24 protein-coding genes are annotated in these 23,323 nt (G+C 70.7%); 9 read left to right on the forward strand and 15 right to left on the reverse strand.

Annotation, left to right across the window (positions count from 1 at the left end):
* Nucleotides 1-16 precede the first annotated feature (16 nt).
* From KOI35_RS38480 to KOI35_RS38490, 3 genes are read left to right on the forward strand one after another with little or no spacing between them, the layout of a single operon-like run.
* Complete coding sequence (locus KOI35_RS38480; RefSeq protein WP_215793992.1) at nt 17-361, forward strand: PadR family transcriptional regulator; 345 nt, start codon at nt 17-19, stop codon at nt 359-361.
* Entirely contained in the window at nt 361-1,419 is a 1,059-nt protein-coding gene (locus KOI35_RS38485; RefSeq protein ID WP_215793994.1) for a hypothetical protein, read from the forward strand. Before KOI35_RS38480 ends, KOI35_RS38485 begins: the two co-directional genes overlap by 1 nt.
* 54 nt (nt 1,420-1,473) lie before the next feature.
* Complete coding sequence (locus tag KOI35_RS38490; RefSeq protein WP_215793996.1) at nt 1,474-3,051, forward strand: glycosyltransferase 87 family protein; 1,578 nt, start codon at nt 1,474-1,476, stop codon at nt 3,049-3,051.
* Here KOI35_RS38490 and surE read toward each other — a convergent pair.
* The 4 genes from surE to KOI35_RS38510 form a co-directional block, all read right to left on the reverse strand.
* The gene (gene surE, locus KOI35_RS38495) at nt 2,970-3,761 is read right to left on the reverse strand and encodes a 5'/3'-nucleotidase SurE (RefSeq protein ID WP_215793998.1); all 792 of its coding nucleotides are present in this window, start codon (nt 3,759-3,761) and stop codon (nt 2,970-2,972) included. The two genes, KOI35_RS38490 and surE, sit on opposite strands and share 82 nt — an antisense overlap.
* Nucleotides 3,762-3,856: 95 nt before the next feature.
* Nucleotides 3,857-5,521: a putative bifunctional diguanylate cyclase/phosphodiesterase gene (locus tag KOI35_RS38500; protein WP_215794000.1), complete on the reverse strand. Its 1,665-nt coding sequence runs from the start codon at nt 5,519-5,521 to the stop codon at nt 3,857-3,859.
* Nucleotides 5,522-5,581: 60 nt separating this feature from the next.
* Nucleotides 5,582-5,875, reverse strand: a complete 294-nt coding sequence (locus KOI35_RS38505; RefSeq protein WP_215794002.1) for a hypothetical protein — start codon at nt 5,873-5,875, stop codon at nt 5,582-5,584.
* Nucleotides 5,876-5,908: 33 nt separating this feature from the next.
* Nucleotides 5,909-6,877: a DNA topoisomerase IB gene (locus tag KOI35_RS38510; protein WP_215794004.1), complete on the reverse strand. Its 969-nt coding sequence runs from the start codon at nt 6,875-6,877 to the stop codon at nt 5,909-5,911.
* Between the two features lie 207 nt (nt 6,878-7,084).
* On the opposite strand from KOI35_RS38510, the gene folP reads away from it, so the two are divergent.
* Nucleotides 7,085-7,882, forward strand: a complete 798-nt coding sequence (gene folP / locus KOI35_RS38515) for a dihydropteroate synthase (protein WP_215794082.1) — start codon at nt 7,085-7,087, stop codon at nt 7,880-7,882.
* Nucleotide 7,883: 1 nt separating this feature from the next.
* On the opposite strand, the gene KOI35_RS38520 is transcribed toward folP, so the two are convergent.
* The 3 genes from KOI35_RS38520 to KOI35_RS38530 all read right to left on the reverse strand — a co-directional run bounded on the left by KOI35_RS38520 (nt 7,884) and on the right by KOI35_RS38530 (nt 10,849).
* On the reverse strand, nt 7,884-8,885 hold the full coding sequence (locus tag KOI35_RS38520) for a hemolysin family protein (protein ID WP_215794006.1): 1,002 nt from the start codon (nt 8,883-8,885) through the stop codon (nt 7,884-7,886).
* Complete coding sequence (locus KOI35_RS38525) at nt 8,882-10,180, reverse strand: hemolysin family protein (protein WP_215794085.1); 1,299 nt, start codon at nt 10,178-10,180, stop codon at nt 8,882-8,884. The genes KOI35_RS38520 and KOI35_RS38525 overlap by 4 nt, the downstream gene beginning before the upstream one ends.
* 123 nt (nt 10,181-10,303) lie before the next feature.
* Nucleotides 10,304-10,849 (reverse strand): TetR/AcrR family transcriptional regulator, encoded by a 546-nt coding sequence (locus tag KOI35_RS38530; protein ID WP_438870647.1) that lies wholly within the window; start codon nt 10,847-10,849, stop codon nt 10,304-10,306.
* Nucleotides 10,850-10,932: 83 nt separating this feature from the next.
* On the opposite strand from KOI35_RS38530, the gene KOI35_RS38535 reads away from it, so the two are divergent.
* Entirely contained in the window at nt 10,933-12,339 is a 1,407-nt protein-coding gene (locus KOI35_RS38535; RefSeq protein WP_215794011.1) for an MFS transporter, read from the forward strand.
* 40 nt (nt 12,340-12,379) lie between these two features.
* Here the strand turns inward: KOI35_RS38535 and KOI35_RS38540 are convergent, their stop codons facing one another.
* From KOI35_RS38540 to KOI35_RS38560, 5 genes are all read right to left on the reverse strand, one after another.
* Complete coding sequence (locus KOI35_RS38540; protein ID WP_215794013.1) at nt 12,380-13,930, reverse strand: caspase family protein; 1,551 nt, start codon at nt 13,928-13,930, stop codon at nt 12,380-12,382.
* Nucleotides 13,927-14,313, reverse strand: coding sequence for an effector-associated constant component EACC1 (locus KOI35_RS38545; RefSeq protein ID WP_215794017.1), 387 nt, complete (start codon nt 14,311-14,313; stop codon nt 13,927-13,929). The genes KOI35_RS38540 and KOI35_RS38545 overlap by 4 nt, the downstream gene beginning before the upstream one ends.
* Before the next feature lie 264 nt (nt 14,314-14,577).
* Nucleotides 14,578-14,772 (reverse strand): hypothetical protein, encoded by a 195-nt coding sequence (locus tag KOI35_RS38550; RefSeq protein WP_215794019.1) that lies wholly within the window; start codon nt 14,770-14,772, stop codon nt 14,578-14,580.
* A 408-nt stretch (nt 14,773-15,180) separates the two neighbouring features.
* Nucleotides 15,181-15,393, reverse strand: coding sequence for a hypothetical protein (locus tag KOI35_RS38555; RefSeq protein ID WP_215794021.1), 213 nt, complete (start codon nt 15,391-15,393; stop codon nt 15,181-15,183).
* Nucleotides 15,390-15,776, reverse strand: a complete 387-nt coding sequence (locus tag KOI35_RS38560; protein ID WP_215794024.1) for an effector-associated constant component EACC1 — start codon at nt 15,774-15,776, stop codon at nt 15,390-15,392. The genes KOI35_RS38555 and KOI35_RS38560 overlap by 4 nt, the downstream gene beginning before the upstream one ends.
* A 166-nt stretch (nt 15,777-15,942) precedes the next feature.
* On the opposite strand from KOI35_RS38560, the gene KOI35_RS38565 reads away from it, so the two are divergent.
* From KOI35_RS38565 to KOI35_RS38580, 4 genes are all read left to right on the forward strand, one after another.
* Nucleotides 15,943-16,446: a hypothetical protein gene (locus KOI35_RS38565; protein WP_215794026.1), complete on the forward strand. Its 504-nt coding sequence runs from the start codon at nt 15,943-15,945 to the stop codon at nt 16,444-16,446.
* A 77-nt stretch (nt 16,447-16,523) separates the two neighbouring features.
* Nucleotides 16,524-16,835, forward strand: coding sequence for a hypothetical protein (locus tag KOI35_RS38570; RefSeq protein WP_215794028.1), 312 nt, complete (start codon nt 16,524-16,526; stop codon nt 16,833-16,835).
* On the forward strand, nt 16,763-19,009 hold the full coding sequence (locus KOI35_RS38575) for a bifunctional polysaccharide deacetylase/glycosyltransferase family 2 protein (RefSeq protein WP_308121340.1): 2,247 nt from the start codon (nt 16,763-16,765) through the stop codon (nt 19,007-19,009). The genes KOI35_RS38570 and KOI35_RS38575 overlap by 73 nt, the downstream gene beginning before the upstream one ends.
* A gap of 52 nt (nt 19,010-19,061) precedes the next feature.
* Nucleotides 19,062-20,435 carry a serine/threonine-protein kinase gene (locus KOI35_RS38580; RefSeq protein ID WP_215794030.1) on the forward strand — a complete coding sequence of 458 codons (1,374 nt, stop codon included), beginning with the start codon at nt 19,062-19,064 and terminating at the stop codon, nt 20,433-20,435.
* A gap of 64 nt (nt 20,436-20,499) precedes the next feature.
* Here KOI35_RS38580 and KOI35_RS38585 read toward each other — a convergent pair whose 3' ends face one another.
* The 3 genes from KOI35_RS38585 to KOI35_RS38595 form a co-directional block, all read right to left on the reverse strand.
* Nucleotides 20,500-21,219, reverse strand: coding sequence for a hypothetical protein (locus KOI35_RS38585; RefSeq protein ID WP_215794033.1), 720 nt, complete (start codon nt 21,217-21,219; stop codon nt 20,500-20,502).
* A 195-nt stretch (nt 21,220-21,414) separates the two neighbouring features.
* Nucleotides 21,415-22,203 carry a hypothetical protein gene (locus KOI35_RS38590; RefSeq protein ID WP_215794035.1) on the reverse strand — a complete coding sequence of 263 codons (789 nt, stop codon included), beginning with the start codon at nt 22,201-22,203 and terminating at the stop codon, nt 21,415-21,417.
* Between the two features lie 162 nt (nt 22,204-22,365).
* Nucleotides 22,366-23,007, reverse strand: a complete 642-nt coding sequence (locus tag KOI35_RS38595; protein WP_215794037.1) for a LamG-like jellyroll fold domain-containing protein — start codon at nt 23,005-23,007, stop codon at nt 22,366-22,368.
* Between the last annotated feature and the right edge of the window lie 316 nt (nt 23,008-23,323).

A 23,323-nucleotide genomic window follows, 5' to 3' on the forward strand; every position in this document is an offset into this window, starting at 1 on the left:
TATGTAGAGTGCGTACATGGGTGAGCCCCGGATCACGGCGTCGGTGCTGAAAGTGCTGGCCGGGCTGCTGGCCGAGCCCGGGGCGCAACGCTACGGGCTCGAGCTGATGCAGAGCTCCGGGCTGCCCAGCGGCACCCTCTATCCGATCCTGGCCCGGCTCGAGCGGGCCGGCTGGGTCGAGTCGCGGTGGGAAGAGATCGATCCCGTGGCCGAGGGACGGCCGAGCCGGCGCTACTACCGGCTGACGCCCGACGGGGTGGTCGCCGCACGGCGGGAGGTCGCGCTCATGCAGCAGCAGATGTCGCGTGCGGCCGGTCCGGTGCCCCGCGCTCATCCGGCGGCCCGGGCTCAGGGGGCCTGATGGATCGCCTCGCGCGCGCCCTGGTCACGGCGGCGGCCCGGCGCTGGCCCGCCGATCTCGCCGACATCATGCGAGCGGAATGGCTGGCCGAACTGGCCGCGATCCCCGGCCGCGGCGGGAAGCTGGCCTTCGCGGCGTCGCTGGCCGTCTCGCCCGCCGTGGACGAGCCGTCGTGGTCTTCGCGGGTGGCGATCCTCGGACGGGATGCGGTCGTCGCGGGCGGGGTGACGCTGGTTGCCGCGACGGCCACGAACATCGCCCGCGGGTCGGCCGCGCTGGCGCCCGTCCTGCTGATCGTCGCCGCGCTGGCCCTCGGGGTCGCCGGGCGGCGGATCCGCGCCTCGGTTCTGCTGCTGGCCGGGGCCGTGTTCGCGTTTCTGCTGGCCGGGAACCCGGTGCCGGTCATGCCGTTCATGGGCGCGGCCGACATCGCCCCGGCCGTGCTGACCTGGGCGGCTGGGATGCTTCTCGTGCGCAAATGCGCCCGCTCGCTCCGGGGCGCGATCGGTGGCGGGCTGGTCACGCTCGGGCTGGCCACGATCGCCGGTTCGGTCCACGCGGCGGCCGTGCTGGGAGTGCCCGCGTGGAGTGCGCCGGCCTGGTTCCCGCTCGCGCTGCTGCCCGGCGGGACGGTGTCGTTCGGGCCGCGCTTCTCCTCGGTTGGCGGGCCGGCCTTCCACGCGTCCGACATCCTGCTCGCCAACGCCGCCGTGATGGCCGGGCCGCTGCTGTTGTGCACGGCGTTCCTGCTGGCCGGGGCGATCCGCGTGGAGCGCCCGGCCGAAGCGGTCCAGCCGCGGCACACAGCCGGCCGAGGCTGGCTCGGCTCCGACGCGGGGCAGATCGCAGTGGGTGTGGCTGCGGCGATCGCGGCACTCGCGGTGGCGCCCCGGCTGCCCACCGGCGGTGACCCGGACACGACGCTGCAGCGGTTGCTCGACAACTCGACGGCGTTCGGGTTCGGGTTCGTCGAGCACCCGGTCGGGCTCGGCCTGGTCGCGTTGCTCGCGGCCCTGCTGGCCATGCGTGCCGCGGACGCCCGCCGCACGATCGCGTAACGAAGCCGGTCCGCCGATTTCCCCGCAGCCCAGACCCTATGTAGAGTTTCGAGCATGGGTACTCGACGAGTGTGGGCTCTCGCGGCCACGGCCGCCGCGGTCACGGCCGGTGCGGCCCTGTGGCGGCCGGCCGAATCCCGGCTCACCGATCTCTCGGTCTATCTCGGCGCGGTCTCCGGCCTGGCCGACGGCACCGCCCTGTACGACTTCACCCGCGGCGCCGCCCCGTTCACCTACCCGCCGTTCGCGGCCGTGCTGTTCACGCCGCTGACCTGGCTCCCGGTCCCGGTCGTGCAGGTCGCCTGGACGCTGGCCACCGTCGCCGTGGTCGCCGGCGTCGCCTTCCTGACGACAAAGACCGGCACACGCAGAGAACACAACGTTGTGGCCCACCCAATCGACACGGCCGTCGAGCCTCCCGGCAACGTTGTGGCCCACCCAATCGACACGGCCGTCGAGCCTCCCGGCAACGTCGTGGCCCACCCCATCGACACGGCCGTCGAGCGTCCCGGCAACGTCGTGGCCTACCCCATCGACACGGCCATCGAGCGTCCCGGCAACGTCGTGGCCTACCCCATCGACACGGCCGTCGAGCGTCCCGGCCTTGCCTCCGCCCGCTGCCCGGCCGAGTTACCGGCGAGCGGTCCCGCGCGGAATCGGGTCCGGCCGCGCCCCGCCGACCGGCCGGAGTTATCCACAATTCGAGCTTGTCCACAGGGCACCCGGCCAAGATCGCCGAATTCGGTCACAATGCCGAGTGGCGGGGGTCCCCCCGGGGTGGGTGGGCCGTGGACGCGCGCGCGAAGCACGATCAACTCGGCCGGTGAGCGCATCGGGGCCACGCTTTCGGCGGCGAGCCTGTCCACGGCGGGCGTGGCCCTGCTGCTCACGCTGTCGGCCCCGGTCTCCTCGAACTTCAAGTACGGCCAGGTCAGCCTCTTCCTGGCCGCTCTCGTGCTGGCCGACATGACCGCCCTGCGCCGCACCCCGTGGCACGGCACCCTGATCGGCCTGGCCGCGGCCGTCAAGCTGACTCCACTGATCTTCATCCCGCTGCTCTGGGTCACCGGTCGGCGGAAGGCCGCTGCCCTGGCCACTGCGACGTTCGCCGGGTGCGGGCTGGCCGGGTTCGTGGCGTTGCCCCGCGACTCGTGGCGTTTCTGGACGGGTGAGGGCTTCGACGTGAGCCGCCTCGGTTACGTGACCGGACTGGGCAACCAGTCGCTCAACGGGGCTTTGATGCGGTTGGGGGCGGCTCCGGGCGTACGGGAAACGCTGGTCTTGATCGTGGGTGGTGTGATCGTGCTGCTCGCGCTCCGGCGGGCCGCCCGGCTGAAGGACAACCCGCTCGCGGCGACCGTCGTGGTGGGGGCGGCGAGCATCGTGCTGTCACCGGTGTCGTGGACGCATCACCAGGTCTGGCTGGTGCTGGCCGCGTTCCTGCCGGTCCGGCCGGTCGCGCGGATCGTGATCCTGGCCGTGATGATCCTGCCGCTGGTCGGCGAGACCCGGCTCCTCCTGGCCGTCGTCGTCGCCGCGATGCTGCCGATTCAGGCCGGCGAGGGGCGCTGGGACGGGATCCGCACCCCGGCGACCGCGGCCGGCGGGCGGAGCGCGGTGACGGTCGCATAGCCCGAGGCCAGCAGGGCGATGTCGGTGCCGGGGACCAGTGGCTCGTCGGCGCGCTCGATGGTCGTGCGGACGAAGCCCTCCCCGGCCCCGGCCAATGCGATGCCCGCCTGACCGAACGACGCCAGTGTGGCCTCGCGCAGTTCCGCCGGCGACTCCTGGTCGGGCACGTTCACGTTGAGCACCGTGCCCGCCGGCGACGCGGCCAGCGTGTCGATCAGCGTCACCGCCGTGGCGGCGGCCGCGTCCCAGTGCAGCACGTCGTCCGACGGCACGACGATCGCATTGCCACCGGAAGCAGCGGAACCGGCCGTGGTGAGCACATCCAGTGACACGGCCATGGCTCGCAGACCGTTGTTGGCCGCCGTCAGCGCCGCCCCCACGGTCGCCGAGTGGAGCACGGCCCGCCCGGCGTTGGCCCCCCGGTTGATCCCGGACAGCACCAGATCCGGTGGCGGCCCGAAAACTCCGAGGGACGCGAGAATCACGATGTAGGCCGGTGAGGCAGCCACGCCGTACGCCGGTAAGTCCGAAATGTAGGTATAAGGCGACACCATGATCCGGCCGTCGGAGACGACCGCGGAAAGCGCCGCACTCTGCCCACTGGCCTCCTGCAAAGGGGCCGCCACGACGACATCACCCGGCAGGGCCCGGGCCAGAGCATGCAGACCCGGAGCCGAGATCCCGTCGTCATTGGTCACGAGAATCCTCATAGCGGCCCACGTCCCGTCCCCAGCCCGTGCTGTGTCACGTTCAGCGCACCAGCCGCCGCCCCGGTCCGCAAGGCCGGTACCCGCTCGGGTCGGGATCAGGCGACCGCGGCCGGCTCCAGCCGCTCCGGTGGCATGGGCCGCCCGAAGTGATAGCCCTGCAACAGATCGAACCCGGCCGCGGCCAGGATGTCGGCCGTCGCCTGGTCTTCGACCCCCTCGGCGACCAGGGTCAGCCCGAGCCCCCGGGCCATCGCCGCCACCGCCTCCACGATGGACCGGTCGCGCTCGTCGTGGATGCGGTGCACGAACGCGCGGTCCAGCTTGAGCTCGTCCAGCGGCAACTGGGTGAGCAGGGCCAGCGACGTGTAGCCGGCCCCGAAGTCGTCCACCGCCACCCGCACGCCGAGGTCACGCAGCCGGTGCAGCCGTTCCGCGCTGGCTTCGGGCCGGGTCAGCACCGCGCTCTCGGTGATCTCGACGATCAGCGAGCGGCCGGGCAGCTGGTAGTGGGCGAGCAGGCGGCTGATCAGGTCGACCACGCGGTCCTGGGCCAGCACGGGTGCGGGCAGGTTGACCGCGACCGGGATCGGGCGGCCGGCGTGGTGCCAGCGGGCGGCCTGGGCGACGGCGTCGGCGAGGATGCGGTCGGTGAGCGGGTTGATCACTTCGGACCGTTCGGCGCCGGGCAGGAAGTCGCCGGGCAGCAGCAGACCGTGCCGGGGATGACGCCAGCGCACCAGGGCTTCCAGGGAGCGGACCACGCCCGTACGGGCATCGACCAGTCTCTGGTAGTACAGCTGCAGCTGGCCCTGGTCGATGGCGGCGCGCAGCTCGGACTGCAACCGCAGGTCGGTGCCCTGTTCGGCGGCGAGCTCGGGCCGCCAGATCTCGACGGCGGTGCGGTGGCGCTTGGCCGCGTACATCGCCGTGTCGGCGCCGGCCAGCAGGTCGGAGAGCGAGCGCCGGCCGGCCGCGGTGCGCGCGATGCCGAGCGACGCCTCGACCGTGATCGGCACCCCGGCCACCGTGAAAGGACCTTGGATGGCCCGCAAGACCCTTTTCCCGTACGCGATCAGATGCTCGTCGGACCCGTCGCCGAGCTCGTCGGTCAGCACCACGAACTCGTCCCCGCCGAGCCGGAAGGTGTTCCGGGCCCCGAGCGCCTCGGCGACCCGGCGCAGCAGCTGGTCACCACGGGTGTGGCCGAGCGAGTCGTTGATCTCCTTGAACCGGTCGAGGTCGATGAGCAGCAGCGCCACCTGGCGTCCGGCGTCGAGCAGCGCGCCCGCGGTCTCGGTGAGCTGGCGCCGGTTGCCGAGCCCGGTCAGCGCGTCGCGCAGGGCCAGTGACTCGTACTGGCGGCTGAGATGTTCGACCAGCGGCCCGACCGGGGCGATGCCGAGCCGCCCGCCGCCCAGCTCGACGACCACCGGGGTGCCGCGGTCGCCGTCCGGGCGGGTCATGCAGGCGCGGGCGGCGTCGTCCCAGGGCAGCGCGGCCGGCAGCACCAGGGCGGGCCGGCCGAGCAGCACCCGGACCGGCCGGTGGAACAGGAGTGCCCGCCCGTAGCCGAGCCGGCCGGCGAGATAGATCTCGAGCTGGGGCCGGTCGAGCACGAACAGCTGTCCGGCGTCCCGCGCGACGAGCCCGATCGACTCGGGATCGGCGCGGAGCATGGCTTCGATCACGCCGATCTCGGTGTCCGCGTGGATCACCTCTACCGGCGTGGCGAGTGCCCCCAGCGCCGGTGCCTCCGTCATCGCTCCGCGAGCCTACGCGGCACGAGTGTCGATGCCCGAGGAGGAAACCAAGAATTCACTTCAGACCTGGGTGAGCCGCAGATATCGCCGCCCGGCCGCGTGGACCGCCCCGCGCGGCTCGACCCGCAGGCGCACCGTGGCGCCCGGCCCGAGGTGGATCGGCACGGCCTCGCTGCCGGTCCAGTCGAGGCGCGCCCGCACGGTGTGGGTGCCCGGCGGCAGAGCCAGCGACAACTCGCGGCCACAGCGGACGGCACCCTTGACCGCACCGTCGACCACGATCTCGTACGCCCGGGCCCGGTCGAACCAGTGCCCCGACGGGCGTTCGACGGTGAGCGTAGCGATGACGGTCATACCGATGATCCTGCCACCGGGGACCGGACCCCGCTATTCGGCGATCAGTTTGCGGACGGCCCGCTCGCTGCCGGTGCGGATCACTTCGCCGTCCTCGTAGGCTTCGAGCACCCGCGGATCGACGTAGGAGGCCCGGGCCACCGCCGGCGTGTTGCCCAGCAGGTCGGCCACCTCCTTCATCGCCTTCGACACGGCTTTCCGGCGCTTGGCCCCGGTCGGCTGGGGGCCCTGCGCGGCCAGCGATCGCGCCGCCTCGACCGTGCCGTGCCAGGTCCGGAAGTCCTTGGCGGTCATCTGCTCGCCGCTGATCTCGCGCAGATAGTCGTTGATGTCCTCGGCGTGCACCTCGGGCCAGCGCCGCCCGGACGGATCCCAGTAGGCGAACAGCCGCTCCCGGCCGGGCCGGCGCCGTTTGAGGTCGCGCAGCACCTGGCACACCTCGCCGTCCCCGATCGTTCCCGAGTGCTCGACGCCGGATTTGCCGGTGAACTCCAGCAGCACACACCCGCCCCGCATCCGCACATGCTCGGGGCGCAGCGTGGACAGGCCGAAAGACGGATCATCCTCCCGTACGGCGGACTCGTCGCCCCCGATCCGGAACATGCCCATGTCGAGCAGCCGGACGATCGCGGCCAGCACCCGGTCGTGCGTCAGCCCCCGGGCGGTGAGGTCGGCCGACAGCCGTTCCCGCAGCCTGGGCAGCCGTCTGGAGACCTCGAGCGCGTGGTCGAACTTCTTCTCGTCCCGGGCCGTCCGCCAGTCGTCGTGATAGCGGTACTGCTTGCGCCCGGCCACGTCGACCCCGGTCACCTGGATGTGCCCGCGCGGGTCGGGCGAGATCCACACGTCCTCCCACGCGGGCGGAATGACCAGCGTCTTGATCCGCGCCACCGCTGCGGCGTCGTCCAGCCGCGAGCCGTCGACATCGGAAAAGGAGAATCCCTTTCCCGTACGCCTCCGCGTGTACCCGGGTTTCGTCAGGTCGGAGCGCCGCAGCCGCATTTCAGAGACGGCCCTTGAGCTCTTTGCGGATCAGCTCCTTGGGCCCGAACGCCTCGGCGGCCGGCTTGTATCCGTATTTCATGCATCCGGGCTTCCCTGCCGCGGCCTGGTCAAACACCTCGGGTAACCTCGCGAATCGTGAGCGACTCCCGGCATGATCGGACGATCGGCGGACGCGTGTTCGACTTCTCGCGGCGGGTCGCGGTGATGGCGATCGTGAACCGGACGCCCGACTCCTTCCACGATCAAGGCAGCACCTACGCGCTCGAGAAGGCCCTCGAAGCGGTGACCAAGGCGGCCGACGAGGGCGCCGACTGGATCGACGTCGGCGGGGTCCCGTTCGCGCCCGGGCCCGAGGTGAGCGCGGCCGAGGAGCTCGACCGGGTGCTCCCGGTCGTCGAGGCCGCGAAGGCGCGCTGCGTGGTCTCGGTCGACACGTTCCGGCCCGAGGTCGCGGCCGAAGTGATCAAGGCCGGGGCCGGGGTCGTCAACGACACCTCGGGGCTGCGCGACCCGGTGATGGCCGACGTGGTGGCCGGCACCGACGCCCAGCTCGTCATCACGCACAGCCTGGCCGCGCCGCGCACGCTGTGGCCGAGCCCGCAATACGACGACGTGACGGCCGACGTGAGCGCCTTCCTGCGCGGCCGGGTGGCGCTGGCCCTCGAGCGGGGCGTGCGGCCCGACCAGATCATCATCGATCCGGGCCACGACCTGAACAAGAACACGCGGCACACGCTCGAGGTGACCCGGCGGCTCGACGAGATCGCCGCGATCGGCTATCCGCTGCTGGCCGCGGTGAGCAACAAGGACTTCATCGGCGAGACGCTCGACGCCAAGCAGCACGAGCGTCTCGCGGGCACGCTGGCCGCCGTCGTCTTCTGCGTGCTGCGGGGTGCCCGCATCGTCCGCGTCCACAACGTGCGGGCCGCGGTCGACGCCGTACGCATGACGGAGGCGATGCTGGGCTGGCGCGAGCCGGTCTACACCCGCCACAACATCTGACTCAGGCGGGCGCGGGCAGCAGCCGCTCGACCACGTCGGTCAGGGTGGCCACGGCCGGCCCGTCCGGGGTGGTGACCACGACCAGGTGGTGGCGGGTGGTGCGCATCGTGGCCAGCGCCTCGTAGACCAGCGTCGAGCCGTCGAGCACGAGCACGTCGCGCATCACCTCACCGGCCGTACGGTCGTCCGGCTGGTCCATCGTGTCGCGGACGTGGACCACGCCGGCCGCCGCGCCCTCGCGCATCACCACCACTCGCAGGTGGCCGGTGTCGCGGGCCACCGCCCGGACGTCCGCCACCGGGTCGTTCACGCCGACCGAGGTCAGTCCGCGCTGCGGGCCGGTGATGCCGGACAGGGTGAGCTGGTGCAGGTCGAGGGCGTCGGTGAGCTGCGCCGAGGCCGACGCGTCGAGCGCGCCGACGCTGGCCGAGTGCTCGACCAGGTGGCGCAGGTCGGCCGCGTTCCGGCCGGTGGCCACGGTGTCGCGGGGCTCGACGCCGACCCGGCGCAGGCACCAGTTGGCGCTCGCGTTGAGCGACCGCAGCACCGGGCGGGTGAGCCACATGAACCCGCGCATCGGCAGGGCCAGGGCGATGGCGGTGCGTTCCGGATGGGCGATCGCGTACGACTTGGGCGCCATCTCGCCGATCACCAGGTGCAGGAACGTGACGACCAGCAGCGCCAGCGCGAAGCCGGCGGCGTCGGCCGTCCAGCCGGGTGCGCCCCACTCGAGGAACAGCGGGGTGAGTGCGTAGTTGACGGCCGGTTTGGTGACCGCCCCGAGCCCGAGGGCCGCGGCGGTGATGCCGAGCTGACAGCCGGCCAGCAGCACGGTCAGCTCGTCGAAGCTGCGCACCGCGGCCCGCGCCGACCGGCTGTGCGCGGCCCGCTCGTCGAGGCGGTGCCGGCGGGCGGCCAGCAGCGCGAACTCGGCCGCCACGAAGAAGGCACTGAGCACGATCAGCAGCACGGTGACCGCGGTGACCACCCACGGGTTGCTCATCGCCGCCCCTCGATCGTCAGGTGCAGCAGGGACGGGACGTGCCGCTCGACCGCCAGCACCTCGAACGTCAGCTCGGCCGGATCGAGGTCGAGCCGGGCCGTGGCGCCCACCGCGGGCAACTCGCCGAGCAGTGCGATGACCAGGCCGGCCAGGGTCTCGTTGGACGACTCGGGCAGGTCGTGCCCGATGGTGCGCTCGACCTCGTCGATCGGCAGCGTGCCGGACAACTCCCACGCGCCGTTGCTCCGGGCCGGGACCGGCGGCGGTACGTCGTCGTGTTCGTCCTCGATCTCGCCGACCAGTTCCTCGCCGAGATCTTCGAGGGTGATCACCCCGGCCAGACCGCCGTGCTCGTCGAGCACGCAGGCCAGCTGGGCCCGCCGGTCGGTGAGGGTCTGCAGCACCCGGGGCAGCGGCATCGACGTCGGCACCAGCACCGGCGGCCGCATGATGCCGGTCACCGTCCCCTCGTCGTCGCGGTCGACGGCCAGCAGGTCGGCCAGGTGCACCACGCCGATCACGTCGTCGCGGTCGTCGAGCACCGGGTAGCGCGAGTGGCCGCCGGCCATCGTGGTCCACAGCTCCTTGGTGGTCAGGCCGGGCTCGACCACGTCGACCCGGGCCCGCGGGATCATCGCGTGGCCGGCGTCGCGGTCGGGGAAGTCGAGCACCCGGTCGAGCAGCACCGACAGCTCGGCGGGCAGGTCACCCGACTCGCGGGAGTCGCTGACGATGTGCTCGAGGTCGCGCCGGCTGACCGCGTGCTCCACGTCGTGCACCGGTTCCATGCCGAACAGCCGCAGCAGCGCGTTGGACGACTTGTCGAAGAAGGCGATCAGCCACCCGAACACCCGCAGGTAGGCCTGGGTCGACCGGGCCAGCCAGACGGCCACCGGCTCGGGCCGCGAGATGGCCAGGTTTTTCGGGAACAGCTCACCGAACAGCATCTGCACGAACGTCGAGAACAGCAGCGCGGCCACCGTGCCGATCGCGATGCCGACCCCGGCCGGCACGCCCACGCCACCGAGGGCGGTGCCGAGCGACTCGCCGATCAGCGGCTCGGCCACATAGCCGACCAGCAGGGCGGTGATGGTGATGCCGAGCTGGGCTCCGGAGAGCATGAACGAGGTGCGCCGGGTGACCGCCAGGGCCCGGCCGGCCGCGCTGTCACCGTCGGCGGCACGGGCCGCGAGCCGGGAGCGGTCGACCGCCATGTAGGCGAATTCCTGCGCCACGAAATAGCCGGTCGCCGCGGTGATCGCCAGGACCACCAGCAGCCCCAGCAGAAGGCTCAGCACCCACACGGGGGCATGCTCTCGTCGGTCGGATGGTGGCCGTCACCCATCAGGTCGTGCTCCTCCTCGCGTCGCGGTGACCGGAGCGTGACACGTTTTCCTGGCAGTGACCTGGGTTTTCGCCTACAGGTTCTTGAACGTGCCGAGCATCCCCACCGCCCAGGCCGGCGGCGGCACCGCACCCGGCCCGATCACCCGCATCGAGCCGAGACAGGTCAGCAGCATGCCGAACGCGAAGAAGTCCCGGGCCTCCTCGTCGTCGGCACCGGTCAGCTCCCGTACGACGTCGTAGAGCCGGCCGAAACACGTACGCACCGGCTCCCCGACCGCGGGATCGGCGCTGGCCGCGAACCCGTGCAGCAGGGTGTTCATGAGGCCGGGTTGCTCGAGCAGCTCCTTGTACGCCCCACCGAGGCTCTCCAGGGTGGCCTCCCGCCCGGCCGCCTCTCGCCACTTGGCCTCGATGCGGTCGCCCGCGTGCTGCACCGCGGCCAGGAAGAGCTCCTGCTTGGTGCGGAACAGGCGGATCACGTACGGCTGGGAAACGCCCGCCAGTCGTGCCACCTGATCGGTCGTCGTGCCGGCGTATCCGTTCTCGCCGAACGCCCGGACGGCGGCTTCGATCAGTTGCTCCTGGCGTTCCTCGGCGGTGAGGCGGGTTCGGGTCACGGTTGACATGTTATCAGTCAATAACTAACGTGGCCCTCGACTTAGTTATCAGTCGATAACAACTTTCTCTTCGGGGAGATCTGATGACCGCCGTAATCGAGGCGCCCGCCGCACCGTCGCAGCGCAGCCGCCGCCCCCTGGCCGCGGTGCTCGCCGCCGTCGGCATCCCGACCTTCATGGTCACGCTGGACAACCTGGTCGTCAGCACGGCGCTGCCGGTCATCCGCACCGAACTGGGCGCGTCGCTGGCCGACCTGCAGTGGTTCGTGAACGCGTACACGCTGCCCTTCGCGGCGTTCCTGCTCACCGCGGCCGCGCTCGGCGACCGCATCGGCCGGCGCCGCATGTTCGTGGCCGGCCTGGTCGTCTTCACGCTCGCCTCGGCCGCCGCGGCTCTGGCGACCGAGCCGTGGCAACTCACCGCGGCCCGAGCCGTGCAGGGCCTGGGTGGTGCCGCCGTCGCGCCGCTGGCCCTGACACTGCTCGCCGAGGCGGTGCCGGACCGGTTGCGTACGGCCGCGGTGGGAATCTGGGGTGGAATCAGCGGCCTCGGCGTGGCGGTCGGCCCGGTCGTGGGCGGCGCGGTCGTCGAAGGTCTGGACTGGCACTGGATCTTCTGGCTGAACGTCCCCGTCGGCGTGGTCGCCGTCGTGCTGGCCCTGACCGTGCTCGGCGAGTCCCGCGGAGGCGCCCGCCGCCTCGACCCGCTCGGCCTGGTGCTCTCGGCGGCCGGCATGCTCCTGGTCATCTGGGGCGTGGTCGACGGCCCCGACCGCGGCTGGACCTCGGCCCGCGTCCTGACCATGCTGATCGGCGGCGGTGCCCTGCTGGCCGCGTTCGTGCTCTGGCAGGCGCGCAGCAAGTCACCGATGCTGCCGCTGCGCCTGTTCCGCTCCCCCGGCTTCAGCCTGGTCAACACGGTCACCCTGACGTTCTCGGCCGGCGCGTTCGGCTCGGTCTTCCTGCTGGCCCAGTTCTTCCAGGTGGTGCAGGGCCTGAGCCCGCTCGAGGCCGGCCTGCGCACCCTCCCGTGGACGGCCGCCCCGATGATCGTCGCCCCGCTGGCCGGCCTGTTCGGCGACCGCATCGGCCAGCGCGCCCTGATCTTCGCCGGCCAGCTCTTCCTGGCCGCCGGCATCCTGTGGATCGCGCTGGCGACCAGCACCACGGTCGGCTACGGCAGCCTGGTGGTGGCGTTCGCCCTGGCCGGCATCGGCATGGGCCTGACCTTCGCCCCGATCAGCACGGTGGCCTTGGCCAGCGTGACCGACGCCGACCGGGGCGTGGCCTCCGGCGTGAACAACACGATCCGCGAGGTCGGCGTGGCCGCCGGCGTCGCCGCCCTGGCCTCGATCTTCAGCTCCCACGGCGGCTACGAGTCCCTGCAGTCCTTCGTCGACGGCCTCCGCCCCGCGGTGATCGTGGGCGCGCTGATCGTGGCCGCGGGCGCGGTGTTCGCCCTGTTCCTGCCCCGCCGCAACCACGCCTGACGTACCTGAACCGCACCGGGCCGCGCCGCGCGGCCCGGTGTCATTTGCTGAACAGCGGTGGGACGATGAGAAATGCGGCGACCGCGACATTGAGTGCGATCGAGACGTACGACAGGATTCGCGTGGTGCGTAGCCGCTTGCGGACAGGGTCAGGCAGGACGACTCCGGAGTTCGCAGCCCGCTTCACGAAAACCAGGGCAATGATGCCGACGATTCCTCCCACGTATGGACAGAGCACGGCCGCAGGAAGCGCCGAAATCGCCAGGGTGAAAGCGATCTTTGCCTTGTTCTCCGCCTCGGCACCGGCCGCCGAGTTCGGATCACCGACATCGGGGCCGACGTCCGCAAATGACCCTGGCCATGGTGTCGGTCGCACGGACCAGGGCGGCTCCGGCTGCATTCCCGGCGGGCCAGGCTCGACCGGCGGATTCCGGTCCGGCGAGGAGGCCGGTTCCGTCGGTTGCGAGTAACTCGCCGGCTGGGTGTGACTCGCCTGTTCCGGATCCGCCGGCCGGTGGACCTCGGGCGGCGGGACTGGATGGGCGGACGGCCCATCTTTCGCCGTCACCGGCGTCACGTGAACCTCGACGCGCAGCGTTCGCACACTCTGTGAGCCCAGGTCACGGATCAGGATCTTCCCCCGGTTCGGCCCCGGCACGGGTTCGAGGTGGACGATCAGGCGATGGCCCTGAATCTGGGGGCGCAGCCACGTGGCGTCCGTCTCGGCCCGGCATTCCAGCGTCTCGCCGGACAGCGGATAGATCTCGATCACCTCGGGATCCAGGCGTTCCGACGGGTGCACGTCACGCAGGACTACCGCGTTCTCGGAGAGGGTGAACGCCGGCTCGCCCGTTCGATCCGGTCGCATCGGGACCGGCGCTGCAACCGGGCGGCGGGCCAGTTTGACCGCCGCGTCGCCGTCGAACCGGCAGTGCGGAATCTGCTTGCTCGTGGCAGTCAGCGTGTCACGCACGTAGTCGAAGATCTCGCGCAGATCGACGTAACCGTCGTGGTTGCGGTCCTCGGCCGCGCCCAGCATGCCGGCCACCAGCGACTCGGTGAACAGGCTGGTCCCGGTCGGGGTGGCCGCGTCGTTGGCCAGATCGCGGCCGCGACTGCTCGACACCACGAACCGGCCCGGTCCGGCCAGCGGTGTGCCGAGGTCACCACCCTTGAACATTCCGCTGCTGCAGCAGTCCAGAATGATCACTGTGCTGCGAGCGACCGAATGCTGCAGAAACTCGTTGATGCGCACATTGCTGACGGCCGTGCGCAACAGCCGGTCGGAACGGGTGGTGCGTCCGCACAGATAAAAGTGATTCCGTTCGTCCAGCAGCCCGTGCCCGCTGTAATAGAGCAGGAGAAGATCATCTCGACGCGCTCCGGCGAAGAACAGGTCGAGTTCGTCGAGAATCTCGTCCGATGTGCGCTCGGTGATAAGCCGGACGTGTTCATCGGCGAAAAGCCCCGTTCCGGGCTGCACGAGCGCCCGATGCAACCGGGCCACGTCCTTGGTCGGCGCGTTGAGCGGGTTGAGACCGGCGTCCGAGTCGAAGACGCTGTTGCCGATCAGCAGCGCCCGATAGGTCATTCCTCGTCCCGCGAAAGCTTCGCCGCCGCATCGATGAGCGGCTGCCAGGCGTCCCTCGACGCGTTGCGGGCCGACACAACGACGGTCCGTTCGGCGCCATCAGCGCTGGTCACGGTAATCGTCAGCGCACGATGCCGGTCGCGGGCGAGCCATGCACGCACGACTTCGAGCGTGGTGTGGAACGCGCCCGCTGTCCCCAGCGCCAGGACCAGCTGTTCGGCCATGCCTTTGGTCCCCGGCACCGCTTCCCGTGTCCGTCGCAGCGCCTCGGTCTCGCGTCGAAGGTCGCCTGTCAGGTCGGCGATCTGGTCGAGCCAGCGGGGATCCTCGTCGTCATATCGGTCGTTGCGAGCGACCAGTAAGAGTTCGAGAGTGTCCGGCATGGCGTCTCCGAGGTGCGGCAGCGGCGTACGGAAATAGCGTGATCAATTGAAGCCCCACAAAGCACGTTGGTAACGTACCGTCGGTGCGCGCGTCGCCGGAAATGGCCGAACGGCCACATCGGAAGGATGATCAGGCGGTCCGATCCGGTTAGCAGAAATTCCGCGAACTCTCCGTTCCCGCGACGACACGATCACGGCCAATATCCCGGCGCCGGGAATAGGCCTGTCGGGTGTTCCACGACCCAGCGCCGGATCCGGCTCGCGTCAACCGGCGGATGCGATCATCGAAATCAACCACGCTGTCACCACCACCGCGGCGACCGCAGCGATGCCGTAGACCGCGGCCCGGAACCCGGACACGTTCGACTCGGAGCCTCTCATCACGGCAGCAGCCAGCAACGTCAGGATCAGGCCGACAAATAACGCAACGGGCAGGTGCAGGATGAAGGCCGCGGGCACCCCCACCAAACCAAGAACGGCCAGGACACAAGCGAAGACGGCTTTCCGGTCCGGACCGCGATGCGCCGGGCCGGTTCGGTGCGAAGGTCTCCGTCGGTCGGCGCGGGGAGGTTTCGCCGGCCGACCGGCCACCGCATCAGGCGGCGGACCTCGGGGGCTAGTCGTTCGCCGGGCTGGACTTCACGCAGGACGATCACATTTTCCGAGAGCGCGAAGGCCGGGACCGTCGGAGCCGCCGGGGTCGCCGCAGCCGGGCGGCGGGCCAGTTTGACCGCGGCGTCGCCGTCAAAGCGCGTCGTTGGCCAGATCGCGGCCCCGGCTGCTCGACACGACGAAGCGCCCCGGACCGGCCAGCGGCGTCCCGATGTCACCGCCCTTGAACATGCCGCTGCTAACAGTCCAAAATGATCACCGTGCTGCGGGCGACCGACTGCTGCAGGAATCCTCTTCCGCCGTACGCTCGGTGATCAGCCGTCCGTGGTCCTCGGCAAACAGACCGGTCTCCGGTTGCACCAGCGCCCGGTGCAGGCGGGCCACATCCTTGGTCGGCGCGTTGAGCGGGTTCAGGCTCGCGTCCGAGTCGAAGACGCTGTTGCCGATCAGCAGCGCCCGACAGGTCATTCCTCGTCCCGCGCGAGCTTTGCTGCCGCATCGATGATCGGCTGCCAGGCGTCGCGGGAGGCGTTCTCGGCGCTGATCTCCACCGTGCGCGGCGCGCCGTCGGCCCCGGTCACGGTTATCGTCAGGGAGCGGTGCTTGTCGCGCGCGAGCCACGTGCGCATCACTTCCAGCGCGGTATGGAACACCCCGGCCGTGCCCAGCGCGAGCACCACCTGTTCGGCCGCGCCCTTGGCGCCCGGCACCGGTTCCCGCGCCGGGCGCAGCGATTCTGTCTCGCGGCGCAGCTCGGCGTGCAGGTCGGCGACCTGATCGAGCCACCGTGGATCGTCGCCGTCGTAGCGATCGTTGCCGGCGACCAACGAGATCTCGAGAATGCTGGACATCTTCTCTCCGACGCGCTGTGGGCATTTTCCACGATCATCTGAAAGTGCGGGCGACCAGGAAAATATCTGAACGGGCGCACGCCTGAATGATCAGGTGTGCCGTTCCACCCACGACCATTGATTCGATCTTGCCGGGCCGGAACGCTGGTGCCGGAGGGTGGTCACCATGAGCGTAAGCGGAATGCCGGACGAGGTGAACTACGGCGAGGCTGTGGGATCGGGGGTCGCCGGAGGCCTGGGCCGTCCCTGGCTTCGCGACAAAGTACGCGGGACGATCTACGGGGCACAGACGATGCTCGAGGACGACGAAGACCCGGACGAACAGCGCGCTCAACGTGTCGGCAAGGTCGCCGGCCAGGTCGTCGACCAGGCGATCGGCGCGCTCGCCGGAGCCGCCGGCGCGACGGCGGGAGGGCCGGTCGGCGGCACTTTGGCCCGGGTCGCCTCCGGAGCGACCAGCGGCGCGGTCACCCCGGTTCTCGAGGTGTATGTCGCGGAGAGCACCAAACTGCTGACCGACAACGTCCGCGCCGTGCGCGACGCCGCCGCGGAGCAGGCGCCGGGCGACCTGGCCAAGGCGCTTATCGAGTTTCATCCGGCGGTCATGACGGCTCGCGCCGGAACTCGTACGGTGCGACGGGTCAGCGAGTTCTTCCAGAATCGCTTTTAGAGATCCACAAGAATAGGACTGACATATGCCTTACCTAGGAAGTGCGCACAACGGGCGCATCTTCTAGCGTCGATGGCATGGGGGAGAAACCGAACATCGGACGCGCGCCGGTCGGGCGGCCTCCGAAAGGACGCGCCCGGGTGGGCCGCGCGGTCGGGAAGGCGCCGACCCCGGAGAACGCCAGGACCGAACTGTTCGCGCTGGCCAAGGAGGAACCGCCGCCGGTCTTTGTGGACCCCAGCGGCGGGCGACGCAAGTGGCTGCGGTGGACGGCCTACGCCGTCGGGTTCGTGCTGATCGCCGCCCTGGTCGCGGTGTGGGTCAGCCAGTTCACCGGGTCGGCCGAGCCGCCGCCGCGGGCGCCGTCGAGCACCACCTCGGCCACGTGACGGTCTACCGGGCGACGCCGCCGCCGAAGGATCCCGGCGAGACGACCTCGATGCTGCCACCGGTGCAGCGGAAGAGGCGGATCGCCCGGCGCCGGGTGCTGGCGGGAGTGCTCGCGCTGATCGCCCTGCTGCTGCTCGCGACCGTGATCCTGGTGTCCGTCTACACCGATGCGGGGTTCAGTCCGGACGGCACCGATCCGGCCACCACCAGCGACAGGAACGTGCCGGAACCGGTCAAGGACGGCGGCCCGGTGATCGACCTGACCGGTGACAAGCCCACGTCGTACGGGATGCCGGACAAGACGATCGCGCTCACCTTCGACGACGGGCCCGATCCGCGGTGGACGCCGCAGATCCTGGACGTGCTGGCCCGGCATCACACGCCCGCCACTTTCTTCGTGGTCGGGTCGCAGGTCGCGCGGCACCCGGCGATCGCCGAACGGATCGCGCGCGAGGGCCACGAGCTGGGCGGGCACACGTTCACCCACCCCGACCTGGCCGAGCTGCCCGAGTGGCGGCGCGAGATGGAGAACTCGCAGACCCAGCTGGCCATCGCGAACGCCACCGGACGCTCGACCCGGCTGATGCGCCCGCCGTACTCGTCGTTCGCCGACGCGCTGACCGACAAGGACTGGCAGACCGTGCAGGCGGTCGGCGCCCAGGGCTATCTGACCGTGCTGGACACGATGGACAGTGAGGACTGGAAACGTCCGGGGGCCGACGCGATCGTCCGCAACGTCACTCCGAAGGGCGACGGCGGGCAGATCATCCTGCTGCACGACGCGGGCGGCGATCGGTCGCAGACCGTGGCCGCGCTCGACCGGCTGATCCCCGAGCTGCAGAAACGCGGCTTCCGGTTCAGCACGGTGAGCGCGGCGACCGGCGGTCAGGCCAACCCGCCGGCGGCGAGCGACGCGGTGTGGCGGGGCCGGGCGCTGGTCTGGACCGTACGGGTGTCGGACGCCGTCCTGAACGTCCTCTGGGTGCTGCTGATCCTGGCCGGCGGGCTGATCGTGATCCGGACGCTGATCCTGTTCGCGTTCGCGTGGCGGCACTCCCGGCACCGGCGCAGCCCGGACTGGTCATGGGGGCTTCCGGTCACGTCCCCGGTGACGATCGTGGTGCCCGCGTACAACGAGGAGAAGACCATCGGCCCGGCCGTACGCTCCCTCGCGCTGAGCGCCCACCCGGACGTCGACGTGCTGGTCGTGGACGACGGGTCAACCGATGGCACCGCTGACGCCGTACGGGCGCTGCGGTTGGGAAATGTTCGGATCGTCACCATTCCCAACGGCGGCAAGGCGAACGCGCTCAACGCCGGGGTCCGGTTGTCGCGCAACGAGCTGGTCGTGATGGTCGACGCCGACACGGTGGCCGAGACCGACGCGATCCACCGGCTGGTGCAGCCGTTCGGTGACCCGGCCGTGGGCGCGGTCGCGGGCAACGTCAAGGTCGGCAACCGGCGCGGGCTGATCGGCCGGTGGCAGCACATCGAGTACGTGATCGGGTTCAATCTGGACCGCCGCCTGTACGACACGTTCGGCTGCATCCCCACCATCCCGGGCGCGCTCGGGGCGTTCCGGCGGGCGGCACTGACCCAGGCCGGCGGGCTCAGCACGGATACCCTGGCCGAGGACACCGACCTGACCATCGCCATCCAGCGGGCCGGCTGGCGGGTCGTCTATCAGGAATCGGCGCGCTCCTACACCGAGGCGCCGGCCACCCTGCGGCAGCTCTGGCGGCAGCGCTACCGCTGGAGTTACGGCACCATGCAGGCGATGTGGAAGCACCGGCGCGCGGTGCTCGACAAGAGTTCGTTCGGCCGCAGCGGGCTGCTGTTCATCGCCCTCTTCAGCGTGGCGCTGCCGCTGCTGGCGCCGCTGATCGATCTGATGGCGATCTACGGCATCCTGTTCCTCGACCGCGAGATCACCATCATCGGCTGGCTGGCCATGCTGGTCGTGCAGGTGCTGACCGCGGTGCTGGCGTTCCGGCTCGATCGGGAACCACTGCGCCCGCTGTGGACCCTGCCCCTCCAGCAGATCGTCTACCGCCAGGTCATGTACCTTGTGTTGCTGCACTCGGCTCTCGCCGCGCTCACCGGGCGGAGATTGAAGTGGCAGACGATCCACCGCACGGGCGATCTCAGCTCCGCGCCCGTTCCCGGACGTTGATTCCCGTCGTTGGCGCGTATGGTCTCAGCGGTGCTCGGGTAGAAGGGGTGGCATGCCAAACCCAGGGGAGATTCTCGGCGGTCGATACCGGCTGGACGACCGGATCGCGGCCGGTGGCATGGGTGAGGTCTGGCGGGCCACCGACACGGTGCTCGGCCGCGACGTGGCGGTCAAGACGCTGCACGCCGACCGGGCCGCCGACCCGGGATTCCAGGAGCGGTTCCGGCACGAGGCCCGCTCGATGGCGGCGCTGCACCACCCGGGCGTGGCCGACGTCTACGACTTCGGCGAGACCGCGGACGGCACCGACGCCTACATCGTGATGGCCCGGATCGACGGCGAGCCACTGAACGAGCGGATCGCCGAGCGCGGCCGCCTGACCCCGGCCGAGACCATGTCGGTGGTGGCCCAGGCAGCGCGGGCCCTCGAGGCCGCGCACGAGGCCGGCATCGTGCACCGCGACGTCAAGCCGAGCAACCTGATCATCAAGCCGGACGGGACGGTCGTCCTGGTCGACTTCGGCGTGGCCCGCTCGGCGAGTTCGTCGACGCTGACCGGTGCGCGCGAGGTCGTCGGCACGGCGATGTACATCGCGCCCGAGCAGGTGTCGAAGGAGCAGACCGGGCCGCCCGCCGACCTCTACGCGCTGGGCGTGGTCGCCTATCACTGCCTCGCCGGGCACGCGCCGTTCACCGGCGACAACCCGATCGCGATCGCGATGCAGCACGTGAACGAGCCGCCCCCGGATCTGCCGTCGGACATTCCTTCCCCCGTACGCGCTCTGGTGCTGCGCGCCATGGCCAAGAACCCGGACGACCGCTTCCCGAGCGCCGAAGCCATGGCTGACGCGGCCGACCGGGCGCTGGCCGGCGGTGGCGGAGAAAGCACGACCGCGATCCTGGCCGCGCCCCGATACGCGGCGGGCGCAGCCACTCCGGCCGAGCCTCGCTACGGCGCGGGAACAACGCTGCCCGAGCCCGGTGCACCCGTCGGCGGTGGCCCTCGACGGTCCACACTCGCCCTGGCCGGAGCCGGCGTGCTGGTCGTCGCGGCGGCGGTCGCGGCCCTGGTCATCTGGCTTCCCACCCGCGAGAACAGCGACCCGGGCGGCGTGTCGCCGTCGACGTCGGTGACGGGGTCGGTCGGCAGCGGGGACGCACCCGAACCGGCGACCACCCGGACCCGCCCCCGCCCGCAGAACCCGGGCACGGTCACCCGCCCGGCCACGCCGACCAGCGCGCCGCCCCCGACCGAGACGGAGACTCCGGATCCCGGCGGCAGCACGTCCGAGTCGCCGCCGGTGGTGGAGCCGCCCGGCGACGGCGGCGAGAACCCGGATCCCGGCAACTCGTCTCCGGCCGGCAGTGGCGACGACACCGGTACCAATCCGAACGCCGAGGCCGGCACGACGCCCCCGGCACCCTAGCTCAAGACAAAGGTCAAGCCCGGTTCCCTCGTACGGGGAAACTGGGCTTGACCTTTCTTGAAGGTCAGGACGTGCGGCTCGCCACCGAGGCCTTGAGCTCGGCCACCTGCGCCGTGAGCTGCTCGATCGCATCGAACAGCTTGGGCACCTGGTCGTTGGTGAGCGTGCCGGCCCGCAGGTTCGCGGTCACCAGGGCGCCGTCGGCGCGCTGCGAGGGCGTGCCCGTGGCCCGGCCGATGTTGTAGGCCCAGATGTCGTCGACCTGCGCCTTGACCTGCTTGGCGATCTCCGCTGAGATCCACTTCTTGTCGTCGGCGGTGAGTGCCACGGGAACATCCTCCAGATGCCAGGAAACTTGCGATGCTTCGCGATTCGTCTCGTACGAGGAAGAGAAGTGCGCGTGGTGGTCGTGCGGGTTCGCGCCGGTGTACGCCTGCTGACGCCACGACGTGCTGGCCGACCAGATGCGCCGGTTGTAGATGATGTAGCGCAGCCGCGTCTCGGCCCCCGACCGGCACCGGCCGAGCAGGAACTGCACCACCTGCTCCATCGTCAACCCGGGGGTGCGCAGGTCGACGTCGACATCGATCGCATGCACCTCGTTGATCTTGTCGGCGTCGCGGATCGGCACGTTCCCGGTCTCGTCCGGGTTGTGGTCCGAGACCTCGGCGGAGTGGGCCGAGTCGCCGACCGAGCCGTCGCTCGTCTTGTCGCGGTTCGGCGCGATCATGTCGAACTCGGAGCGCAGCTTCACCAGGCAGGGAACCAAGATCCAGCTGGCCATTCGTCAGCTCCTCACGCTGCGTAGACAACGGCGGGCAACGCTACCAGTACCCGCATAGTGAGGTCATCACTCGATATGCTCGCGATTGTCGCATGTGGGAAACCCAACTCTCCACATTGATCATGACAATCGGTAATCATCGAAATACACCAAGGGCCGCCGACGGATGTCAGCGGCCCTTCTACCTGGGACTTGTCAGACGAGTCGGACCGTGTCGGTGAGATAGCGGTCGGTGCAGGTGGGCTCACCCTCCGGCTGCGGTTCGCACCAGCTGAAATGCAACATCGCGACGACCGGCCCGGCGTGCAGCAGCGAGCCGTCGGTCGTTCCGGTGACGTTCACCTGCTGGACGACCGGCGCGCCGGTGCATGCGTACGAGAGGGTCGCGTATCCGTACGCGATCACCCCGCCGTTGATCTGATATACCTCGAACGCGGCGGCGTCGGTCTTCGCCGAGCCTGGTGCGCACTTCGTGACCACCGTGACGGTCGCCGTGTTGGTCACCCGGTCGACGGTCCCCCGCGCGAGGTGCACCGTGGGGACGCCGGGCGCGCTGTACGTGTTGCGCGGCGGCCCGCTCCGGATCGTGTGGCTGACGTTCTCGCGCGCGATGCCGTGATAGCCGGACGCGAGCAGGAAGTCGGCCAGCAGCGTGGTCTGCGTGGCGCCGAGACGGAGACCGAGCCCGTAGCCCTCGGCAACCCGGATCGTCACGTCCTGCGGCCGGCCGGTGCAGTCGAGATCGAGATGCCCGGTCGCGAACGTCGGCCGCTCGCCGAACGACTGCCGAGCCTCCTGATAGAGGCGGAAATAGCCGGTGCTGTGGCAGTCGACGAGGTAGCGCAGATCGGCCGCGGCACCACCGGCCACCAGCGTCGCCGAGACGAACCGCACGGTCGGCGCCGACGCCGGCGCGGCGCCGGCCGGGACGGCGATCCCGAGCCCGGCCAGCACCAGCAGCACGGATGTCAGAATCCGTCGCATATGAACCCTCCCCTGGGGACGGGAGGCCGCTCCCCCATGTCGCGGCTGCACCCCCGTGCCCGCATCAGGATCCTCGCAAAGTTCCAACCGTCCGAACAGGACTGCACGGGCCTGTTTCCTGGCTGACACGGGGATGCGGCTCCGGAGTGTCCGCACGGCTTCCTAGCCGATGGTGATCCAGACGTCGTCGAGGGCGCCGTGGTACTGGTCGTTGTTCACGCCGACGCCCTTGCCGCCGAGGCTGAACGGCTGGGCCGAGTCGACCGACAGCGTCTCGGGGATCGCCGTGCTCGCGCGCACCTGCTCGTCGACCACGATGGTCAGGGTCGGGCCGGCGCGACGGCACTCGACGGCGTGCCAGGCGTCGTCGGCGATCGAGGAACGACTGCGGGCCACGTACGTCGTCCCGCCCGCCCGGTCGGTCATCACGCAACTCGGTTTGCCGGTGACGCCGTCCACCTGCAACTTGTACTGCCCGCCCTCGGACGCGTAGCCCTTCTGCAGCACGTTCTGCCCGTCCGGACCCTTCGTGCCGGCCGGGGCGGTGGCCAGGCGCAGGCCGGCGCCGTAGCGGATGGGCCGGTTGCCCGGGTTGAGGTCCGGGGTCGCCTCGGCCTGCAGCACCAGACGCGGGCAGTCGTCGCCCGAACAGCGCGGCGGGAACGTCAGGGCCTGGCCGGCGGCGTGCGGTTCCATGGCGACCTGGCCACCGTGGCGGGTGACCGCGCGCAGCAGGTGACCGTGGCCCGAGCCGTCGTCGAAGGTGCCGTCGGCGATCGTCGAGTCGAAGTTGTACGACGCCACGGGGCCGGTCGCCGTCGGAGCCGCCGGGCTGGGCGTCGCGCTCGGCGTCGCTGCGTCGCCGCTCGTTGCTGCGTCGCCACCCGTTGCTGCGTCCCCGCTCGTTGCTGCGTCCCCGCTAGTTGCTGCGTCCCCGCTCGTTGCTGCGTCCCCGCTCGTTGCTGCGTCCCCGCTCGTTGCTGCGTCCCCGCTCGTTGCTGCGTCCCCGCTCGTTGCTGCGTCCCCGCTAGTTGCTGCGTCCCCGCTCGTTGCTGCGTCCCCGCTCGTTGCTGCGTCCCCGCTCGTTGCTGCGTCCCCGCTCGTTGCTGCGTCCCCGCTC

Origin of the sequence: Paractinoplanes bogorensis, assembly GCF_018829635.1 — a bacterium.
Lineage (GTDB): Bacteria > Actinomycetota > Actinomycetes > Mycobacteriales > Micromonosporaceae > Actinoplanes > Actinoplanes bogorensis.